Here is an 18,930-nt window from a genome sequence, read left to right on the forward strand (position 1 = left end):
ATCGAGAAGGCGATCGACGAGGTCTTCGACCTCCGCCCGGCCGCGATCATCCGCGACCTCGACCTGCTCCGCCCGATCTACGCCCAGACGGCGGCCTACGGCCACTTCGGCCGCGAGCTGCCCGACTTCACCTGGGAGAAGACCGACCGCGTGGAGGCCCTGCGCAACGCCGCGGGGGGTGTGATGTGCGCATAGCGGTCACCGGCTCCATCGCCACCGACCATCTGATGCGTTTCCCCGGGCGGTTCACCGATCAGCTCGTGCCGGACGAGCTCGATCACGTGTCGCTCTCCTTTCTCGTGGATGATCTGCATGTACGCCGAGGCGGGGTCGCCTCGAACATCGCCTTCGGCCTCGGACAGTTCGGCCTACGGCCCGTACTGGTCGGCGCCGTGGGCCGAGACTTCGAGGAGTACGACGCATGGCTCCGTCAACACGGGGTGGACACGCGCTCGATCCATGTGTCGCGGGCCAAACACACCGCGCGGTTTCTCTGCACGACGGACGACGACGGCAACCAGATCGCCTCCTTCTATGCCGGCGCGATGAGTGAGGCGCCGGCAATCGACCTGGGTGTGGTGTCGGAACACGTCGGGGGTCTGGATCTCGTACTGATTGGAGCGAACGATCCGGAAGCCATGCTGCGACACACCCGTGACTGCCGTGCGGCGGGTTTGACCTTTGTCGCCGATCCGTCCCAGCAGCTCGCACGGCTTCAAGGCGACGCGATCAGAGACCTGGTCACGGGTGCCGACCACCTCTTCACGAACTCGTACGAGAGCACTCTGCTGCTGCGCAAGACAGGCTGGACGACTGCCGACGTGCTGGCCAGAGTCGGCACCTGGGTAACGACCTTGGGTGAGAAGGGCTGCCGGGTCCAACGACAGGGTGAGTGTGCTGTCGAGGTCTCGGCCGTGCCCGTCACTGAACCCGAAGACCCCACCGGGGTGGGTGACGGATTCCGCGCCGGCTTCATCGCGGCACTCGCGTGGGGCCTCACTTCGACGCGGGGCGCCCAGCTCGGCTGTGCGGTGGCAGCGAGCGTCCTGCGTGTGCCGGGTCCCCAGGAGTACCAGTTGAGCGGTGAGGAGTTGACGGCGCTATGCCGTTCGACCTACGGACCAGAGGTGGCCAACGATCTGGGCCGCCACCTCTCCCGATTGCGCTGACCGCCCGCGTGGTCCCTGGCGCCGCTGAGCTGCCCCTGGCGACGCGGGGGTCCGGTTCATTGAACATTGGAGTACCGCTGTGAATGCACCACCGGGGGCACTGCTCTCGTCATGGTTCATCGGATGGAACACGCCAGCATGGGAACGATCCGCGTCCGATGCCGAAGCGTTGCGCGACGTCCTCGCAGAACGCCTCGCCCAACGCCTGGGAATCCACGCCCGGGGGAGTACCGCTCCGGCTCCACCGAAGGGTGCCTCGCCCCTGGTCGCCAGCTCCTCGGCCGCGGTGTCATGTCCAGCGACTTCATGAACGTCACCGGCCCGCTGTACACCTGGCCCGACGGCCAGACCCCGGCCCTCACCGAGCCCCTGTAGGCGCAACCGGATCGACTCGTCCTTCGCCCTGAGGAAGGAGCTGGATTCCACGCACACGGCCGCATCCAAGGCGACACCGTGCCCCATCATGGCGGGCCGGAATCCGGAGCGGCTGAACGAGAGCCACCCAGCCACGACAGTGACCGCCCTTCGGCAGGCCGAAGGGCGGTCACTGCAATCGGCGTCAGGACCGATGGCCGTCGGTGTGTTGGAAGCTGACGTCGTCGGCCGGCTTCAGCAGATACAGAACGCCGCCGACGGTCTGGCCGCCGATGTGCGGAGCGAGACGCAGTACGCCTTCGCGGTGCACCTAGTCGGGCTTGGGTGCGCTGAGGTTCATGGACGGCGTCCTCGGCGACGTACAGCTGGTGAACGGCGCCCGCTGGCCCGGGGCCGAGATCTCTGCGACCCGGCACCGCTCGCGGCTGCTGAACGCCTCCACCCCCCGCCGCTACCACCTGGTGCTGCGACGGGAAGACGGTGGAACACTGCCCTTCACGCAGATCGGTGGCGACGGCGGCCTGCCGGCCGCCCCACAGCGTCTGGACGGCATCTCCATGGCGCCGGCGGAACGCTTCGACGTCGTCGTGGACTTCACCGACGGCCCGGTGGGCAGCCACGTGACCCTCGTCAACACCCTGGCGGACAGCCGCATGCACCAGGTCATGCGCTTCCACATCGCACGCAAGGAAAGGATGCAGGAGCGCTGGCGGTTCATCAGCGACTTCCACCACCCGCTGCATCTGCACCTGGCCCACTTCCAGGTCCTGTCGCGTGGCGGCCGGGCATCCGAGCCCACCGACGCCGGCTGGAAGGACACGGTCGACGTCCGCCCGAGCACGAGGACATGGCCATGATGGCCAACTTCGAAGTGTGCGTCCGCGGTGAGCCGGCCGGCTCCATCGCAAGTTCCCGGCCGTTCGTGAGCCTTGTGTTCACAGCCGTGCGGCGCCCCGAGTCGGCCGTCGGCGATGCTCCCTGAAGGACGTTATGTGTGGTGTGGGCGTTACGGGCGATGTCGTGACGCTGAAATGACGCTCATTTGACGCTTTCTGATGGCACGTCAGGTGGCCTGTCAGGTCGTACGGCGCAGCCGGTGGAGGCGCTCGGTCAAGGTCGTGCACTGATCGCGCCTCGCGGTGCGGGCGACCTGACGGAGGGTCAGTGGGCGGTGCGGGAGGGGCATGCAGTTGTCCGGGGTGCTTCCTCGGGGGTCGCGAATCCCGGCGCGTCATACCGCCCATATCACCATTCTTCATACTATCGTCTGGTAACTGTAAGAAGTCGATCTCTCACGGATCGCACCCACCTCACTCCATCGGAGATGTCATGCGCAAGCTTCGCAAGGCTGTCGTCCTGGCCGTCGCCCTCGGTGGCGTCGGACTCCTGAACGCCGGCACCGCCACCGCCGACGGGGGCGACGGGCACGGCGGCAACGTCCTGCAGAGCGCCCACTGCAGGTCGCACGACCTGAATGTCGACGTCCTCGGCCAGGTCGGCGTCCTCAACGGCGCGCTGGGCAACGCGCTCAACGGCGAGGGCAACGCGGGTGGGCAGAACTCTCACATCGGCTCGTCCATGGGCTGCAACGACAGAGCCTTCTAGGTCGCGTCCTGGAACGGGGCTTCTCGCCACGTCTCATGCTGGGGTGATGTCGGTGCGGGACGTGAGGATCCCGGACCGTCCGCATGTCGACGGAGACTGAGCGACGGGAGCCGCCGGAGGGTGCGGACCTGTGGCGAGACCAACCGGTGGAGCACGGGCTGTGGCTGACGGTCCGTGGGTTGGTCCGCTGAGGGAAGCACACCGGTGTCTGGCCGGCCGTGAAGATAACACCCGGCTGGCATGCAGACACCTCGCAAACCAGTCAGGGGCCTGATCCGCGAAAGTGGATCAGGCCCCTGACTGGTGTTTCTCTGCCCGAGGCCTGCCGTGCTGCGTGCGATGCACCGGGCCGGCCGGATGGACGGGCTCATCGCGGACGCGGTAAGGGCCGTTAGCCCGCCCCGGCCGGGCCGTCCCTCCAGCGGGGACGGCCCGGCGTTCGGCGGTCAGTTCACGCGGAGGGTGAGCGCTGCGGTGTGCAGCTTGCCGTCGGTCTGGAACTGCAGGAAGAGCCGCCAGTTTCCGGACTGGGCGAACTCGGCGTGGAAGGTGAGCGCGGGCCCGCCGTGGTCGCCGTCCACCCTGGTCTCCGGGTGGAGGTGGGCGAAGGAGAGGTCGCCCTGGTGGAAGGCGGTGAGGTGGGCGTAGGTGTCCAGGTAGGGCTGGAGGTCGGTGACCGGCTTGCCGTTCTTGGTGACGGTGGCGGTGAGCCGGCGAGCCGTGCCGGCCTTCAGGTCGCCCTTCACCGCGATCGTGTAGCCGTCGACGGTGGTGGTGCCGGACGCCTTGGGCAGCGACGTGGTCATCGGCATGCCGGACACCTTCACGGTGCGGCTGAGGACGAGGTCCTTGCCCTTGCCGGAGCCGGTGGCCGGGGTGAACGAGGTGTACAGCCGCCAGGTGCCCGGCCTCAGCGCGGCCAGTGGCGCGGTCCAGGTGCCGTTCTTCGCCATGGTCGGGTGCAGGTGCTGGAAGCCGGTGAGGTCGTTGCGGATGGCGTAGAAGTGCATCCGCTTGGTCTGGTCGACGGTGAAGCCGGTGACCGGCTTGCCGTCCGGGCCGGTGACGGTGAAGCGGTAGTCGGCCGACCGGCCGGCGGGGAGGCCGGTGGTGGGGGAGGCCATGCGGTAGCCGTCCCGGGCGGCGGCCAGTCCGTTGCCGGTGGCGGCGGTGTCCATCCCGGGCATCGACTCCATGGCGTCGGCCGGTGCGGAGGGGGACGGCGCGTTGCCGTGGTTCATGCCGGGCATGGACGAGCTGTGGCCGGAGCCGGAGCCGGAGCCGGAGCCGGAGCCGGAGCCGCAGGCGGCCAGTGCCAGGGCGAGTACCGAGGTGGTGGCAGCCGTCATGAGGAGGCGGCGGGACGTTCGAGAGCGCTTGGACATGAAGGGTCTTTCCAGGTGGGCGCCGCGATGTGGCGCGAGTGACGAACGGGACCTGTGTCGGAGCCCGGCGGTGAGCCGGTGCCCGGAGGTCTCGTCACGTCCGTGCGACGCACGCCTGGAGGAGTAGTTCGCGTCCGCCCGTGGGTGGTCCCCTGTGCCGGGTGCCCATGTACGCCCGCGGGGCCCGTGGTGACAGGACGGCGGCCGGGAGGACCAGGGCGGCCACGGCGAGCGGCGGCAGCGGGATCGCCGAGCGGGGCGGGGTGGCCAGGCACAGCGCGCCCCGCATGGTCTCGTCGGCGCGCGTGGTCGCCTTGTCGTCCGCGGTCCTGGAGTGCTCGGCCGAGTGCGCCGCCATCGTGTCCGGGACCGTTTGCGTGACCGCCGTGTTCGCCATGCCCCCATGGCAGCCGCCGTCGGCCGCGGCCGGGCCGCCGTGCATGAGGAACAGCCCGAGCAGCACCGCGACCAGCACGGCGGGCCGCACCACTCCGCGGTGGCGGGCCCCGGCCGTGCTCGGGGCGGGCTGCGTGACCATCACGGGTTCACCTTACGCAGGCGCGCGCACTGGGCCGTCATGCGGCCGGGCGCGCACGCTGCAAGCGGCGCCGTACTGGCGGAAAAGGCGACGTCCGGGCCGCCCCCCTGAGGGACGGCCCGGACGTCAGTGGCCTGCTCGGTGACCGAGCTCAGTGACCGAGCCCGGTGACCGTGCGGATCAGGCGATGTCGAAGCGGTCCGCGTTCGACACCTTGACCCACGCCGCGACGAAGTCGTTCACGAACTTCTCCTTCGCGTCGTCGGCCGCGTAGACCTCGGCGAGCGCACGCAGCTCGGAGTTCGAGCCGAAGACCAGGTCGGCACGGGTGCCGGTCCACTTGACCTCGCCGGTCGCGTCGTCACGGCACTCGAAGACCGTCTGGTCCTCGGAGACCGGCGTCCACGTGTGGCCCAGGTCGAGCAGGTTGACGAAGAAGTCGTTCGTCAGCTTGCCCGGGGTGTCCGTGAAGACGCCGTGCGCGGACTGCTGGTAGTTGGCGCCGAGGACGCGCAGACCGCCGACGAGGACGGTCAGCTCGGGGGCGCTCAGGCCCAGCAGGTTGGCCTTGTCGAGCAGCAGGTACTCGGTCGGCAGGCGGTTGCCCTTGCCCAGGTAGTTGCGGAAGCCGTCGGCGGTGGGCTCCAGCGCGGCGAAGGACTCCGCGTCGGTGTGCTCCTCCGTGGCGTCCACACGACCCGGGGTGAAGGGCACCTCGATGTCGTGACCGGCGTCCTTGGCGGCCTTCTCCACGGCGGCGGCACCACCGAGGACGATCAGGTCGGCCAGGGAGACCTTCTTGGCGCCGGTGTTGAACTCCGCCTGGATGCCCTCGAGGACGCGCAGGACCTGAGCGAGCTGGTCGGGCTCGTTGACGTCCCAGCCGGCCTGCGGCTGCAGACGGATACGGGCGCCGTTGGCACCGCCGCGCTTGTCGCTGTTGCGGTACGTCGAGGCCGACGCCCACGCGGTGGACACCAGCTGCGCCACGGACAGACCCGACTCCAGCAGCTTGGCCTTGAGCGCAGCGACATCGGCGGCGTCGATGGGCTCGCCCTCCGCCTCCGGCAGCGGGTCCTGCCACAGCAGGGTCTCCGCCGGGACCTCCGGGCCGAGGTACAGCGACTTCGGACCCATGTCACGGTGGGTCAGCTTGTACCAGGCGCGGGCGAAGGCGTCCGCGAACTCCTCCGGGTTCTCGTAGAAGCGGCGCGAGATCGGCCCGTAGATCGGGTCGAAGCGCAGCGAGAGGTCGGTGGTGAGCATCGTCGGGAGCTTCTTCTTCGACGCGTCGTGGGCGTCGGGGATGATCGCCTCGGCGTCCTTGGCGACCCACTGCTTCGCGCCGGCCGGGCTCTCGGTGAGCTCGTACTCGTACTCGAAGAGGTTCTTGAAGAAGCCGTTGCTCCACTGGGTCGGCGTGGCGGTCCAGGTGACCTCCAGGCCGGAGGTGATCGCGTCGCCGGCCTTGCCGGAGCCGTAGGTGCTCTTCCAGCCGAGGCCCTGGGCCTCGATCGGGGCGGCCTCGGGGTCGGCGCCGACGTGGTCGGCCGGGCCCGCGCCGTGGGTCTTGCCGAAGGTGTGACCACCGGCGATGAGGGCGACGGTCTCCTCGTCGTTCATCGCCATCCGGTGGAAGGTCTCACGGATGTCGCGGGCCGCGGCGATCGGGTCCGGGTTGCCGTTCGGGCCCTCCGGGTTGACGTAGATCAGACCCATCTGGACCGCGCCGAGCGGGCTCTCCAGCTCACGGTCGCCGGTGTAGCGCTGGTCGTCGAGCCAGACCTTCTCGGGACCCCAGTAGACGTCCTCCTCCGACTCCCATACGTCCTCACGGCCACCGCCGAAGCCGAAGGTCGTGAAGCCCATGGACTCCAGCGCCACGTTGCCCGCGAGGATCATGAGGTCGGCCCAGGACAGGCTCTTGCCGTACTTCTTCTTCACCGGCCACAGCAGACGGCGGGCCTTGTCCAGGTTGCCGTTGTCCGGCCAGCTGTTCAGCGGGGCGAAGCGCTGCTGACCGGCGCCCGCGCCGCCGCGGCCGTCGCTGATGCGGTAGGTGCCCGCGCTGTGCCAGGCCATACGGATCATGAACGGGCCGTAGTGCCCGAAGTCGGCCGGCCACCAGTCCTTGGAGTCCGTCAGGATCTCGGCGATGTCCTGTTTCACGGCCGGCAGGTCGAGGCTCTTGAACGCCTCGGCGTAGTCGAACTCCTCACCGAGGGGGTTGGCCACGGCAGGGTTCTTGGCAAGGATCTTCAGGTTGAGCCGCTCCGGCCACCACTGGCGGTTTCCTCCGCCCTGGGTCGGGTGCAGGGCGCGATCGTGCGCCACCGGGCACTTCGCTTCAGCGGCGTTGTTCTCAGACATAAGAATCCTTCCGGAGTTGGTGCTCAGGCCGTGCGAGCGGTGGAACAGTCGGGGCACAGGCCCCAGTAGATGACCTCGGCCTCGTCGATCGCGAAGCCTCGGTCGTCCGAAGCGGTGAGACAGGGGGCATGACCGACCGCGCAGTCGACGTCCAGGACGGCACCGCACGAGCGGCACACCAGGTGGTGGTGGTTGTCCCCGACCCTGCCCTCGAACCGGGCCGGGCTGCCCGGCGGCTCGATGCGGCGTACGAGTCCGGCCGTGGTCAGCGCGTGCAGCGCCTCGTACACGGCTTGCAGGGATATGTGGCCCACACGGTCCCGCACACCCGAGGCGATCGCCTCGACGCCGAGGTGGTCACCCTCGCGGACGGTCTCGAGCAGCGCGACGCGGGCGGCCGTCACCCGCAGGCCGGCACCGCGCAGCTCCTCGGCGGTGGTCGGAGTCTGGGGTGAAGTCATGGGACCCAAGCTACCCGCACAAACACGAATGATTCAAGAAAACGAACGAGACAGGTTTGGTGGCCGGTCGATGACGTCCGGGGGAATCCCCGCAGATCAAGGGCTGGCAAGGGGATCGCACCACTGTGCATGCCTACGGGTGAATCAGTGAATGGATGTCCGGCCTGCGCCGGTTCGCTGCGCTGTGCTGGAGCGCGTGGGTGTCTTCGTTCTGTGTGCGTGGCTGCTGACCGCGGGGCTCGGCGGCTGTCTGGCCTCGGTGTGGATCCGCCACGGCGGCCTGCGGCAGCAGCGCACGCCGGGGGTGACGCGGCTGCCGCTGTGGCTCGTCGTGGGGCATGTCGCGCTGGCCGTCACCGGGCTGCTCTGCTGGACGGCCCATCTCGCGGGCGCGGTCCGGGGCACGGCCTGGGCGGCCTGTGCCGTGGTGCTGGTGGTCGCCGCGTTCGGGTTCATGATGCTGCTGCGCCGGCTGCCCAGCTCGGGGCGGCACTCCCGGGGCGGACGGACCGCCGAGCGCCACCTTCCGCTGACGGCGGTCGTCGCCCGCGGGACGAGCGCGGGCGCGACCGTGCTGCTGGTCGTGCTGGTGGTGCTGCGCCGGGCGTGAGGCCGGGCCCGGTGCGAGGTCAGCTCCTGCCCGGCTCCTCGTTCCGGGACGCGGCGGCGGCCGAGCGGGACCCGACCAGGAGCAGGCACAGGACGGCCACGCCCGCGACGACGCCGGTGAGGAGAAGGAGGGGGCTGAGGGGACGGGTGGCCGAGGCGGTGTCGTCCACGGCGGGCTGAGCCACCGCGGGGGCGGATGTCGCGGCCGTGGGGGAGGGGGACGGCGTCCTGGCGCCTCCGGGGGCGGCGGCCTCGGCGCTGTGGCCCTGGTGCAGGGACGACGGCATCGCGCCGGCGGACCGGGTGGCGGGTGCGGCGGCCGTCGGGTGCTGGTGCTGATGGACGGTGGGCGCCGGCGCGGCGGCCGGCTCCACGACGAGCCGGGCCGTCATGCCCGGATGGACGGTGCAGAGGTAGCCGTAGGTCCCCGGCGTGGTGAACGTGTGGCTCCAGCTGCCGCCCTTGTTGAGCATCGGGGAGTGCACGGAGGCGGGGCCGGAGGTGGTCTCGACGTCATGCGGCGCTTGGTCCTGGTTGGTCCAGGTGACCGTGTCCCCGGCGGTGATGGTCAGGGCGCGGGGCGAGAACGCGTAGCCGGACATGAGGACTTGGTGGCCGGCGGCTGCCTGCACCGCGGGGGCGGGCAGGACCAGCGCGGCACCCGCCAGGAAGAGGGCGCCGAGGAGGGCGGTCAGACGGGGCATGTGAACTCCGCGGCTACGAGCAGCCGGATGCGGTCTGCGGGGCGGATGCGGGGCAGGCTGAGACCGGTCGTACGGCGCAGGGGGCGGTACGGCAGCCGGAGCGTGCCGAGGACCAGGAGCCGGTCGGCGGTGCGCTCGACGACACGGAAGCCGAACAGGGCCGGGGCCGGATCGCCGGCCAGGGCCAGTTCGCCGGGGACGTGCAGCCGGCTGGCCTCGTCCGTGGGAGTGAGGCTGGTACTGACGAAGGTGAGCACCCTGCCGCCCAGCGCCCGGCCCGCCAGCTCCAGGCTCAGCACACAGTCGTCGGAGTCGGGCGCCACGGTGAGGGTCGCGTCCAGGGCGGTGAGCCGGCGGCGCAGGGTGGTCAACGGGCCCAGGTGTGCGGTCAGTTCGACGATGCAGCGGTCCGGGGCGGCCCCGTAGGTGCCGGGGTCGGGCAGCCAGTCGGGGCCCGGGCGGGGCGGGGGCAGGACGGCGGTGGGACGGGTCTCGGTGGTCATCTCGGCACCTCGATGGGCGAGCGGAGTGACGGGCGGGGAGAATGGAGCGAGCGGCGGGCCGGCCGACTGCGACTCGGCCGGCCCGCCGCGTCCTGCTTCGGGAAGCCAGCAGGAGTTGGTTCAGCAGGAGTTGGTGAGGTAGTTCTCGGTGGGAGCGAGCAGGTGCTCGGCCCAGACCGTGTGCATCTTCACGTAGGCGTCGGGGTTGAGGATGTCCGCGAGCTGCTGGCCCGGTGACTCCTCCAGATGCGCCTTGTTGATGTGCTGCAGGAGCACCCCGAGGGTGTCGTCGGCGACGCTGCCGGTGCCGTTCACCGCGGGGGTGAGGATCGACTCCAGCCAGACGGTGTGCATCTTGAGGTAGCTGTCCAGCTTGAGCGCGTCCTGGACCTGCCGGCCCGGGGACTGCTCCAGGTGGGCCTTGTCGATGTGCTGCAGGATCGGCAGCAGGACCTGCTGGACGCTGACGCAGTCGCCGTCGCCCCCGCCGCCGGTACCGCCGGAGCTGCTGCCCCCACCGGTCGAACCGCCCGTGGAGCCGCCGGTGGAGCCACCCGTGGAGCCGCCGGTGGAACCGCCCGTCGAGCCGCCGGTGGATCCTCCGGTCGAGCCGCCGGTGGAGCCGCCCGAGCCGCCGCCGCTGTTCGCGACCACGGTGATGGACGCCGTCATGTCCGGGTGGACCGCGCAGTAGTACTCGTACGTACCGGCCTTGGTGAAGGTGTACGACCAGCTGTCGCCCTTCTGCAGGGTTCCGGAGTCGAACTTGGCCGGGCCGCTGGTGGTGGTGACGGTGTGCGGGGCGGAGTCCTCGTTGACCCACTTCACCGTGTCGCCGACCTTCACCGTCAGTTTCGGCTGGGCGAACTTGTAGTTCTTGATCTCGATGGTGTGGTCGGCCGCCGCGGCCTTGCCGGACGAGTGGTCCATGTCCGACATCGACTTGGCCTCGGCCGCCGGGGCGGCGGTCTGCGGGGCCGCGGCCCCGGCGGACGCCTGGAGCAGGCCCAGGCCGGCGACGGCGGCGAGACCGGCGCCGAGGCCGGTGGCCAGCAGCACCCGGTTGCCCGCACGGGAACGCCCGTGGTGCGGCGCGGGTGCGGTGGTTTCCTCTGTGTGCATGGTGGTGCTTCTCCCTTGTGAGTTCCCTGGTGAGGGGAGAGGGGTGGGACAGGGGTGCGGGTCAGCGGCCGGGGGCGGACGTGACCAGCAGACTCGTCGCGGCGAGTACGACGAGGACGAGCCCCGTCTCGGCCGCGACCGAGTGGACGAAGGGCCGCACGGTGGTTCGGTCGCCGCGCAGCAGTACGGCGATGTCGAGCCGCGTCCGCACCCAGCCGCGGCTGCGCCGGGCGATCAGCAACACCGCGGCCAGTACGGCGAGTTTGACCAGCAGCAGCCGCCCGTAGCCGGTGTGGAACAGGGCGTCGAACGACCCGACCACCTGCCAGGTCAGCACCGCCCCCGCCGCCACGATCGCCGCGACCGACACCCCGGCGAGCCGGGAGTACCCGGTCACGACGGCCGACAGCTCGTCGGGCCGGCGCCGGGGCAGCACCCCGAGCAGCAGCACCGTCAGACCGCCGAGCCACACCGAGACGCCGAGCAGATGGACCAGGTCGGCCACCGCACCCCAACCGGGGTGCGTGCCCTCGGAGTTGTGGCCGGTCATGCTCGTCGTCCGCAGCAGTCCGAGGCCGACGGCGAGCGCGCCGACGCGCCAGCCGGGCGACCGTGCGGCCCGGTCCCCGCCCTGCAGCAGGGCGGCCAGCGCGATGGCGGCGAGCACCCACATCAGCACCCGGCAGGCGGCCACGACGCCGACCTCGGTGGTCAACAGGTCCGTATAGGTGCCGGGCCGGAACACGTCGCCGAGCGTGCCCATCGTCCCGTACGCGCCCTGGAGTCCGGGCGCGAGCAGACCCGCCGCGAGACCGGCGGCCCAGGAGAGCGTGAGGACGCGGCGGGTACGGCGGTCCCACGCCCCCTGCGGCCAGAGCAGCGCGAGAAACGCGAGGCCGCCGACGAACAGGGCGAGCGAGAGATAGCCGGTCCAGCGGGCGGCGACCCAGGCGGAGTGCACCGCCTCGGACGGTTCCGGGACCGCCGCTGCCTGGGCCGAGGAGGCCGCCTTCGCGGTGAGGCGGAAGGAGAGCGTCCCGGACGTGAGATGCCCGTCCTCCATGTCAAGTACCTGCCAGACCAGGGTCAGATCGCCCCGGTCCTTGCTCTGTTCCCGCGCCGGGATCTCCGGGACGGTGACCTCGACGGTGTCGTCGCCGTGGTCGCCACGCGACACGGTCAGCCGCTTGCCGGCCGCCTTGATGTGCACGTCGGCCGGTTCGACCGGCTCGCTGAAGGTGAGCCGCACGGTGGCGGGGGTGTGCGGGAGCCGGGCGCCGTCCTTCGGCGCGGAGGAGTCCAGCTCCGTGTGGGCCGAGGCGGGGGGCGCCGCGAGCAGCAGGGCCGCGAGCGCGGTCAGGAGCAGGGCGAGCAGGGACGGGGCACGGCGTCTCACGGGAGCACCTCCGGGACGACCGAGGGCGAGGCGGCGACACCGACGCACAGCGAGGAGAGGGTGCCGGTCGACGACGACGGGGACGGGGCGGGCGAGGGACTCGCGGAGGCCGGGGTCAGGAGCCCGTCCAGCAGGCCGGTGACCGGAGTGGCCACGCCGTTCAACAGCGGCTGTACGAGGCGGACTTCACCCTCCTCGCAGTGGTCCGAGGGCGTGGGGGTCGGAGTGGGGGAGGGCGAGGGGCCGTTGGTATGTCCGCCGCCCGATCCGCCCGAACCGTGATCGTGGCTGTTTTCCCCGCCTGTGGGTGGCGTGCCGCCCGGTGCGGGAATTCCGGCGTCGTTGCCGCCCGGCCAATAGCCGCCCGCAGAGCCGGAGCCGTAATTCCCGACGGCGGTGTCGGGAGGTCCGGTTGCGGAGCGGGCCGTGGGTTGGTGCGGTTGGGGAGAGGCCTCGGACGCCGGCGGGGACGCGGTGTCGACGGTCGCCGGAGCCTGGGCGCCGATGCCCGAGGCGTATCCGAGGACCACGACGACGGCCGCGACGAGCGCGCCCGCGACGATCTCGTCGCGATGGTCTGCTGGCCAGGCCCCCCTGGCAAAGAAGGACATGGTCCCTCCTGACGCTGTGCGTGAACGGCGGTGACCAGGAGTGCATCGGTGTGACGATTCCCGTCCGCTACGCGTCAGTTAATCGGTCGTTTCGTTGCCTCATTTCCGATCGGGGGGTCACTGTGAGAACGGACCTCCCCGCCCCAATGCACGCATTGCATTCAGGTGGTATTCCGTGGAGAAAACGAAGGGACCGTGAATTCGAACGCGCACGGCATTTCCCTGTCGACTCCTGCCGGTTCTTATCGATCGGTGTGCAACTCGACGCAGCAGATACCGGGTTGCGGGGTCAGCACGGCAGTCGTCTCGGGATGGCCGGACGCGGCGAGACAGCCGCTCAGGAAGGCCTGGTTCATGCCGCAGATCAGATCCGGCGCCTGGGCGGCGACCGGATGGAAGGGGCAGTTGTGCAGCACCGTGCGGCCCGCTCCCTCCTCGGCCGGCTCGAATCCGAGCGATTCCAGGGTGGCCATGATGTCGCCGGAACGGGCCTGGGCGCCCACGGCCTCGCCCCTTTCCGCGGCCACGCGCAAAGCCGCCTCCCGCGCGCTCTCCCCCTGTTTCTGCGCCGTCAGGGCCTCGGTCAGAAGCGAGGCCAGCAGTTCGTGGCGGCGCGGGGGGAGGCTCAGGGAGAGGGTGTGCGGGGTCGGCTCGTACACCTTCGGGGCGCGGCCGACCCGGCGCGGGCCGTGGCCGCCGTGCCGGGACTGCAACAGGCCCGATGCCACCAGCTTGTCGAGGTGGAAGGCCGCCAGCTTGCGGGAGATCCCGACCGCCGCCGAGGCCTCCTCCCGGGTCACCGGCCGCCGGGCCCGCCGTACGAAGTCCAGCAGCCGTCGCCGTGACTCGTCGCCGAGGACGGCGAGCGCGGCGATGGGATCGGAGCCGGAGGTCACGGGCTCACGGTAACTCCGATCCGGAGTACTCGGCGTCCACGGTTGACCCCCGCGCGAATAAGACCAACACTTGTTGGTGAAATGCCTCTCGGGCGAGGTGGATCCTGGTCACCGTGCCGATCGGGGCCTGGATGTGGGGCCTGGTCTTCGACATCGCCTCCAAGATCGTCGACCGGCCGTTTCCTGGACCGCGGCGTACGCGGCCGGTTTCGCCTGGCGTCAGGGCGACGGCTACGCGGGAGGGCAGAGTGTCGGCAACGGGCAGCTGACACTCTCCGCCGTCGCCCTGGCCGCCCTCGGCGTCTCCGGATACCTGGGCGGCAAGCGGCCTGCCGCTACGGCGTCCGGGGCGCCGTCGAATCCGTGCGGGCGGAGGGCCACCGCAGCACCCGTACGACGCCCTGACCAGAACCACTGGGTCCGAGCCACCGGTGCCGGACATGGACATCGCCGCTCCCGTCGCCTGGATCGTCACCGCCCTCGGCGGATTCGTCCTCCTGGTCCGCTGGATCTCCCGTGGCGGCCTGCGCCGGCCCGGACGTCCTTCGGCGTGCCCGTCGCCGTCGCCCCGCTGGGCTTCACCCTGCCCGCCCGCCGGATCCCCGTGTACCGCGCGGCCCCCGCCACCACCGAGGCGACGACACCCGCCGAACGGCACCTGCCCGTGCCGGTCGTCGCCGCCCACGGCCTGCTCGCCGCGACCACCCTGGTCCCGGTGCTGCCGGCGGCCATCGGGGTCGGCAGCATGGCCAAGGACGTCGACCAGGCCCTGCGCGACATCGCCGTCGTGCCCGGCGGCCTGGACGAGGCGGGCGCGGCGGCGTACGTCAAACAGCTCGCGAGCGAGAGGCGCTGCGTCAGGGACGTGTACTGGCCTGCGGACTACGCTGGATCCATGCGTGAACTGGCCGGTACGGCAGCACAGTGGGCGGCGCGGGGCCGTGCGGCGGTCCTCGCGCGGCCGCTCAGCGAGCGGGGCTTCGGGCCACGGCATCCGGCCGACGCGATCCTCGTCGACGAGGACGGGCACTGCCACGGCCGGCTCTACCGGGGCGCCTTCGACCGGCAGCTGGTCGCCGAGGCGACCTCGCTGCCGCCCGGACACACCGCCCGGGTGGTCGAGGTGGCCGTGCACGACGAGGGTGTGAAGCAGGCCGGACTGACCTGCGGGGGCCGGGCCGAGATCCTTCTCCAGCCGCTGGCCGCCGTGCCGGGCCGCTGGTGGGAGCTGCTCGGTGCGGGCGCCGACGCGGCGCTGGTCACCTGGCTGGACGAACGGCGTACGCATGCCGTCAGCGCCGTCGTGACCCCGGACGACAGGGCCGACGGCCCGGACGTGCCGCCCCAGGCCGCCGCCAGCGCCCGCGACCTGCTCGCCCGCCACCGCGCCGGGCGCGAGGTGCACGCGACCGAGGCCGGACTCTGCCTCGTCGAGACCTGCCCCGCCGTACCGCATCTCGTCATCGTCGGCGGCGGCGAACTCGCCGAACTCCTCTTCGCCCAGGCCGGGTTGCTCGGCTGGCAGGCCACGGTGACGTCTGCCGCCGGGGACGCGGGCAAGCTACTCGTCGCGCATCCGGCCGCCGCCTGTCTGATCATGCTGAGCCATGAGCCCGACGTGGACGTGCCCACTCTGCACACCGCGCTGACCTCCGGCATCCCGTACGTCGGTGCGCTGGGCTCCCGCCCTACGCAGGAGCGGCGCGCCGCCGGGCTGATGGAGGCGGGCCTGGACGAGGAGCAGCTCGGGCGGATCCATGGGCCGATCGGGCTGGACATCGGGGCGCGCACGCCGGCGGAGACCGCCATGGCCATCTGCGCGGAGGTGCTGGCGGCGCTTGTGCGGTGAGCTCCGTGGGGGGCGCGGTGCGTCTTTGTCTGCTGCGCCGTCGTGGCTGGTCGCGCCCCGCGGCGGAGCCGCATATGGATACAGCCCCGCGCCCCTCCAGGGCGGGGGAGGGACCGGCAGCGGTCCCTCCCCCCAAGGGGTGTCAGCTCTTGCCGAGGAGCTTGTTCATCTCTGTGATCTCGGCGGTCTGACCGGTGATGATGGCGTCAGCCATGGTGGTGGCGGGGGCGTAGGCGCCCTTTGACTTCTCCGTGCCGGCCATCTGCACGGCGCCCTTGTGGTGTTCGATCATCATGGTCAGGAACATGGTGTCGAACTCCGTGCCGGAAGCCTTCTCCAGCTGGTCCATGTCCTTGCTGTCCATCATTCCGGCCATGCCGGAGTGGGCCGAGTGGTCCATGCCGGGCATCGCCGAGGGCACGCTCTGGCCCCAGGACTTCAGCCAGCCGCTCATGGTGCGGATCTCCGGGTCCTGCGCCTTCTCGATGCGCGCGGCGAGATCCTTCACCTTGGCGGACGAGGCCCGGCCGGCGGCCAGCTTCGCCATCTCCAGGGCCTGCTGGTGGTGCGGGATCATGCCCTGCGCGAAGGACACGTCCTGCGCGTTGTGAGCGGCGGTGCTCGACGAAGGCGAGGACGAGGACGAGCCGGAGCTGTCGTGGCCGCTGCTCCCGCTGTCGCTGCTGCCGCCGCAGGCGGCGAGGACGAGCCCGGCGGTGACGGTCGCGGCCATCAGGGCGGTGCGACGGGCCATGGAGGTACGGGTGTTGCGCATACTGGAACTCCTGCGTTGCTGCGGGAAAGGGATCCGGACGTGCCGAGGCGCACCGCGTCGCCCGTCGTGCGTGGGCGCGGTGCCACGTGGTGTCTAGATCCGCAGGAGCTGTAGTTCCGCCAGCGAGGGCGGCGCGCGTGCACCGTCCGGGGCCGTGCCCGCGTAGGGGCAAGGGGTGTCGGACGGCGCGGGCACGGCCACCGGGTCGGCGACGAGCGCGGGCAGCGTGGGCCCGCCGCTCAGGGCACCGGACGCACAGGTCTGGTCGGCGTGCTGGGCATGGCCGCCACCGCAGTCGTCGCCCGCACAGTCGCCGTGCAGCGCGACCGCCGCCGTCATGTGCCGTGCGGCGGAGTGCTCCATGACACCACCGCCGGGCGCCAGGCCGTGCATGGCGAGCAGCCCGGCGAGCAGCCCGAGCATCAAGAAGACCGAGCGAAGGCCCCCATGGCTCGGCAGCGCCCTGAAGGGGCGCGGGGCGGTATCCATGTGCGGCTCCGCCGGCGCAGCGCTCCGCACAGCCCGCGGAGCGCTTGCCGGCGCATCGCGATGCTGTGCAAGGGCTGTCACGGCGCCCATGGTACGCAGACCGCCGTGGGCCCCGGGCCCTCACCCCTGTTCCGCGCTCCAGGCGATCTGCGGCGGCACCACCCGTGCGCACAGCGGGTTTCCGCGGGCGTCGGTCAGCCGCAGCCGCCCCACCAGCAGCCCTTCGCGCACGGCGGCGCCCAGCACCTCGGCCGGCACGGCGCCGAGCATCAGCTTGGCGCGCCGGAACATGCCGAAGGCACCGGAGTCGTCGACCGTCCCCCAGGACAGATAGACGAAGCGCCCGCCCGGACGCCCTTGAACATACGGCCCCTTGACGTCCGTACCTGTGACCGTGCACTCCAGCGTCCAGCTCACGGACACGGCGTCGCCGGGCTGCGGATCGAGAAGCTCCCCCGGCCGGTCACGGCGCTGCACGGCCACATGGATGTCCTGGTACGACGGCATCTCACCGTCGGGCCCGCACGCACGACCCGGCAGGTCGACGCCGTCGATACGGATGCGCAGTCCGGCCGTCACCCCGTCACCGCCTTTGCCCGGCACTGCTTCATGGGCCTTCAGTCTGCACCTGTGCGCTCGGGGATCCGCCGGGCCGAGCCACCCAGGCGCATGGCAGGATCGGGCGCCATGACGGCGTCTCCTTCGGTACGCGCGCTGCGCGCGGCGGTGTTCGCCGCACTGTGCGTGCTGCTCGCCGCCGGAGGACACGCGCTGGCGACCGGGACGGCACCGCCCGTGTGGGTGCAGGCCTCGGGGTTCGTACCGGTCTTCGGGGCCGGCTGTCTGCTGGGTGCCCGGGAGCGCTCGCTGGCCGCGATCGGCGTGGGGACGCTCACGGCCCAGGGCGGACTGCACCTCGCCTTCGACGCCGTACGCCCGCACCCCATGATGCTCATGCGCGGCATGTACGGCATGCAGGACATGGGCGCCATGCACATGGGCCACTCGCACGCCCTGACCCCGCACGCCACCGCCGCCCACGTCGGCGCCGCGGTGGTGCTGACCTGGTGGCTGTGGCGCGGTGAGGCCGCGCTGTGGTCGCTGCTGCGGCGGGCCGCCACGCTCGTACCTGGCCTCGCTGCCTGGTGGCGGGTGCGCGGCGGGGCGGGGACCCTGCCGGCCGCGCCGGACGCCGTACGCCTGGGTGCCGACGGCCCGCGGCCGCTGCGACGGCTGCTGCTGCGGCACGCGGTGCAGCGGCGCGGTCCGCCGCCGGGGATGTCGTACGCGATCTGACCTCGACATCCCTTCCTCAGTACGGAGATCAGCTCACCCATGTCCACTGCACGCACCGCCCTGCGCCGCGCCGGCACCGTCACCGCGCTGACCGCCGCGGGGCTCCTGGCCGCCGCGGGAATCGCCTCCGCGCACGTCACCGTCCACCCCGAGAGCTATGCGAAGGGCGCCACGGACGGCGTTCTCACCTTCCGCGTGCCCAACGAGGAGGACACCGCGAGCACCACCAAAGTGCAGGTGTTCCTGCCCACCGACCACCCCGTCCTCGGCGTGCTCGTCTCGCCGCCGCAGAACGGCTGGACGGCGAAGGTCACCAACACCAGGCTGAAGACGCCCGTCAAGACGGACGACGGCACCATCACCGACGCCGTCTCCGAGATCACCTGGACGGGCGGCAGGATCGGGGCCGGCCAGTACCAGGACTTCACCGTCGCCTTCGGTCAACTGCCCGACGACACCGACCAGTTGACCTTCAAGACCCTGCAGACGTACTCGGACGGGAAGACCGTCCGCTGGATCGACGTGGCGCAGCCCGGTGCGGACGAGCCGGAGAGCCCGGCACCCGTCCTCAAGCTGACCGCCAAGGGCGCGGAGGAGGGCAGCGCCTCGGCCCCGTCGGCGGCGCCCAAGAGCACCGCCGGTTCCACGTCGAGCGCGGCCGGCAGCGACTCCACCGCCCGCGGACTCGGTGTCGCCGGGCTGGTCGTGGGCGTACTGGGCCTGGCGGCAGCGGCGTTCGCGCTCGTCCGGGGCCGCTCCTCCGCCAAGGCCTCCTGA

At 71.4% G+C, this 18,930-nt stretch carries 22 protein-coding genes; 8 read left to right on the forward strand and 14 right to left on the reverse strand.

What is annotated here, in order from left to right:
• Both ACWC1K_RS06050 and ACWC1K_RS06055 read left to right on the forward strand, forming a co-directional pair.
• Nucleotides 1–195: methionine adenosyltransferase domain-containing protein (locus tag ACWC1K_RS06050; RefSeq protein WP_450829048.1), on the forward strand; the 195-nt coding region annotated here is incomplete at its 5' end.
• Nucleotides 186–1,169, forward strand: a complete 984-nt coding sequence (locus ACWC1K_RS06055; RefSeq protein WP_450829049.1) for a carbohydrate kinase family protein — start codon at nucleotides 186–188, stop codon at nucleotides 1,167–1,169. The genes ACWC1K_RS06050 and ACWC1K_RS06055, both read left to right, overlap by 10 nt.
• 559 nt (nucleotides 1,170–1,728) lie before the next feature.
• Here ACWC1K_RS06055 and ACWC1K_RS06060 read toward each other — a convergent pair.
• Nucleotides 1,729–1,854 carry a hypothetical protein gene (locus tag ACWC1K_RS06060; protein ID WP_450829050.1) on the reverse strand — a complete coding sequence of 42 codons (126 nt, stop codon included), beginning with the start codon at nucleotides 1,852–1,854 and terminating at the stop codon, nucleotides 1,729–1,731.
• Between the two features lie 28 nt (nucleotides 1,855–1,882).
• Here ACWC1K_RS06060 and ACWC1K_RS06065 point away from each other — a divergent pair, with 28 nt between their 5' ends.
• Nucleotides 1,883–2,401, forward strand: coding sequence for a multicopper oxidase domain-containing protein (locus ACWC1K_RS06065; RefSeq protein WP_450829051.1), 519 nt, complete (start codon nucleotides 1,883–1,885; stop codon nucleotides 2,399–2,401).
• Nucleotides 2,402–2,873: 472 nt separating this feature from the next.
• Nucleotides 2,874–3,149: a hypothetical protein gene (locus ACWC1K_RS06070; RefSeq protein WP_351467952.1), complete on the forward strand. Its 276-nt coding sequence runs from the start codon at nucleotides 2,874–2,876 to the stop codon at nucleotides 3,147–3,149.
• A 446-nt stretch (nucleotides 3,150–3,595) separates the two neighbouring features.
• Here the strand turns inward: ACWC1K_RS06070 and ACWC1K_RS06075 are convergent, their stop codons facing one another.
• From ACWC1K_RS06075 to ACWC1K_RS06090, 4 genes are all read right to left on the reverse strand, one after another.
• Entirely contained in the window at nucleotides 3,596–4,534 is a 939-nt protein-coding gene (locus ACWC1K_RS06075; RefSeq protein ID WP_450829052.1) for a hypothetical protein, read from the reverse strand.
• Nucleotides 4,535–4,628: 94 nt separating this feature from the next.
• Entirely contained in the window at nucleotides 4,629–5,072 is a 444-nt protein-coding gene (locus ACWC1K_RS06080) for a hypothetical protein (RefSeq protein ID WP_450829053.1), read from the reverse strand.
• Nucleotides 5,073–5,252: 180 nt separating this feature from the next.
• Complete coding sequence (gene katG / locus ACWC1K_RS06085; protein WP_450829054.1) at nucleotides 5,253–7,442, reverse strand: catalase/peroxidase HPI; 2,190 nt, start codon at nucleotides 7,440–7,442, stop codon at nucleotides 5,253–5,255.
• A 23-nt stretch (nucleotides 7,443–7,465) separates the two neighbouring features.
• On the reverse strand, nucleotides 7,466–7,903 hold the full coding sequence (locus tag ACWC1K_RS06090; RefSeq protein WP_351467940.1) for a Fur family transcriptional regulator: 438 nt from the start codon (nucleotides 7,901–7,903) through the stop codon (nucleotides 7,466–7,468).
• A 196-nt stretch (nucleotides 7,904–8,099) separates the two neighbouring features.
• On the opposite strand from ACWC1K_RS06090, the gene ACWC1K_RS06095 reads away from it, so the two are divergent.
• Complete coding sequence (locus ACWC1K_RS06095; protein ID WP_450829055.1) at nucleotides 8,100–8,513, forward strand: hypothetical protein; 414 nt, start codon at nucleotides 8,100–8,102, stop codon at nucleotides 8,511–8,513.
• Nucleotides 8,514–8,532: 19 nt separating this feature from the next.
• Here ACWC1K_RS06095 and ACWC1K_RS06100 read toward each other — a convergent pair whose 3' ends face one another.
• From ACWC1K_RS06100 to ACWC1K_RS06125, 6 genes are all read right to left on the reverse strand, one after another.
• Nucleotides 8,533–9,216 carry a plastocyanin/azurin family copper-binding protein gene (locus ACWC1K_RS06100; protein ID WP_450829056.1) on the reverse strand — a complete coding sequence of 228 codons (684 nt, stop codon included), beginning with the start codon at nucleotides 9,214–9,216 and terminating at the stop codon, nucleotides 8,533–8,535.
• Nucleotides 9,204–9,719: a hypothetical protein gene (locus ACWC1K_RS06105; protein WP_450829057.1), complete on the reverse strand. Its 516-nt coding sequence runs from the start codon at nucleotides 9,717–9,719 to the stop codon at nucleotides 9,204–9,206. Before ACWC1K_RS06105 ends, ACWC1K_RS06100 begins: the two co-directional genes overlap by 13 nt.
• 120 nt (nucleotides 9,720–9,839) lie before the next feature.
• Nucleotides 9,840–10,841, reverse strand: a complete 1,002-nt coding sequence (locus ACWC1K_RS06110; RefSeq protein WP_450829058.1) for a cupredoxin domain-containing protein — start codon at nucleotides 10,839–10,841, stop codon at nucleotides 9,840–9,842.
• A 61-nt stretch (nucleotides 10,842–10,902) separates the two neighbouring features.
• Nucleotides 10,903–12,237: a copper resistance CopC/CopD family protein gene (locus ACWC1K_RS06115; RefSeq protein WP_450829059.1), complete on the reverse strand. Its 1,335-nt coding sequence runs from the start codon at nucleotides 12,235–12,237 to the stop codon at nucleotides 10,903–10,905.
• Nucleotides 12,234–12,848 carry a hypothetical protein gene (locus ACWC1K_RS06120; protein WP_450829060.1) on the reverse strand — a complete coding sequence of 205 codons (615 nt, stop codon included), beginning with the start codon at nucleotides 12,846–12,848 and terminating at the stop codon, nucleotides 12,234–12,236. Before ACWC1K_RS06120 ends, ACWC1K_RS06115 begins: the two co-directional genes overlap by 4 nt.
• 242 nt (nucleotides 12,849–13,090) lie before the next feature.
• A complete protein-coding gene (locus ACWC1K_RS06125; protein WP_450829061.1) occupies nucleotides 13,091–13,744 on the reverse strand; it encodes a helix-turn-helix transcriptional regulator in 654 nt (217 codons plus the stop codon).
• Between the two features lie 550 nt (nucleotides 13,745–14,294).
• Here ACWC1K_RS06125 and ACWC1K_RS06130 point away from each other — a divergent pair.
• The gene (locus tag ACWC1K_RS06130; RefSeq protein WP_450829062.1) at nucleotides 14,295–15,593 is read left to right on the forward strand and encodes an XdhC family protein; all 1,299 of its coding nucleotides are present in this window, start codon (nucleotides 14,295–14,297) and stop codon (nucleotides 15,591–15,593) included.
• 142 nt (nucleotides 15,594–15,735) lie between these two features.
• Here ACWC1K_RS06130 and ACWC1K_RS06135 read toward each other — a convergent pair whose 3' ends face one another.
• From ACWC1K_RS06135 to ACWC1K_RS06145, 3 genes are all read right to left on the reverse strand, one after another.
• Nucleotides 15,736–16,368, reverse strand: coding sequence for a DUF305 domain-containing protein (locus ACWC1K_RS06135; RefSeq protein ID WP_450829063.1), 633 nt, complete (start codon nucleotides 16,366–16,368; stop codon nucleotides 15,736–15,738).
• Nucleotides 16,369–16,461: 93 nt separating this feature from the next.
• Nucleotides 16,462–16,857 (reverse strand): DUF6153 family protein, encoded by a 396-nt coding sequence (locus tag ACWC1K_RS06140; RefSeq protein WP_450829064.1) that lies wholly within the window; start codon nucleotides 16,855–16,857, stop codon nucleotides 16,462–16,464.
• A 120-nt stretch (nucleotides 16,858–16,977) separates the two neighbouring features.
• Nucleotides 16,978–17,436, reverse strand: a complete 459-nt coding sequence (locus ACWC1K_RS06145; protein ID WP_450829065.1) for a DUF5990 family protein — start codon at nucleotides 17,434–17,436, stop codon at nucleotides 16,978–16,980.
• Nucleotides 17,437–17,544: 108 nt separating this feature from the next.
• Between ACWC1K_RS06145 and ACWC1K_RS06150 the strand changes: the two genes are divergently transcribed.
• Nucleotides 17,545–18,153 (forward strand): hypothetical protein, encoded by a 609-nt coding sequence (locus ACWC1K_RS06150; RefSeq protein WP_450829066.1) that lies wholly within the window; start codon nucleotides 17,545–17,547, stop codon nucleotides 18,151–18,153.
• Nucleotides 18,154–18,192: 39 nt separating this feature from the next.
• Nucleotides 18,193–18,930 (forward strand): YcnI family copper-binding membrane protein, encoded by a 738-nt coding sequence (locus tag ACWC1K_RS06155; RefSeq protein WP_450829067.1) that lies wholly within the window; start codon nucleotides 18,193–18,195, stop codon nucleotides 18,928–18,930.

It is taken from the genome of Streptomyces sp. NPDC001492 (assembly GCF_053597275.1).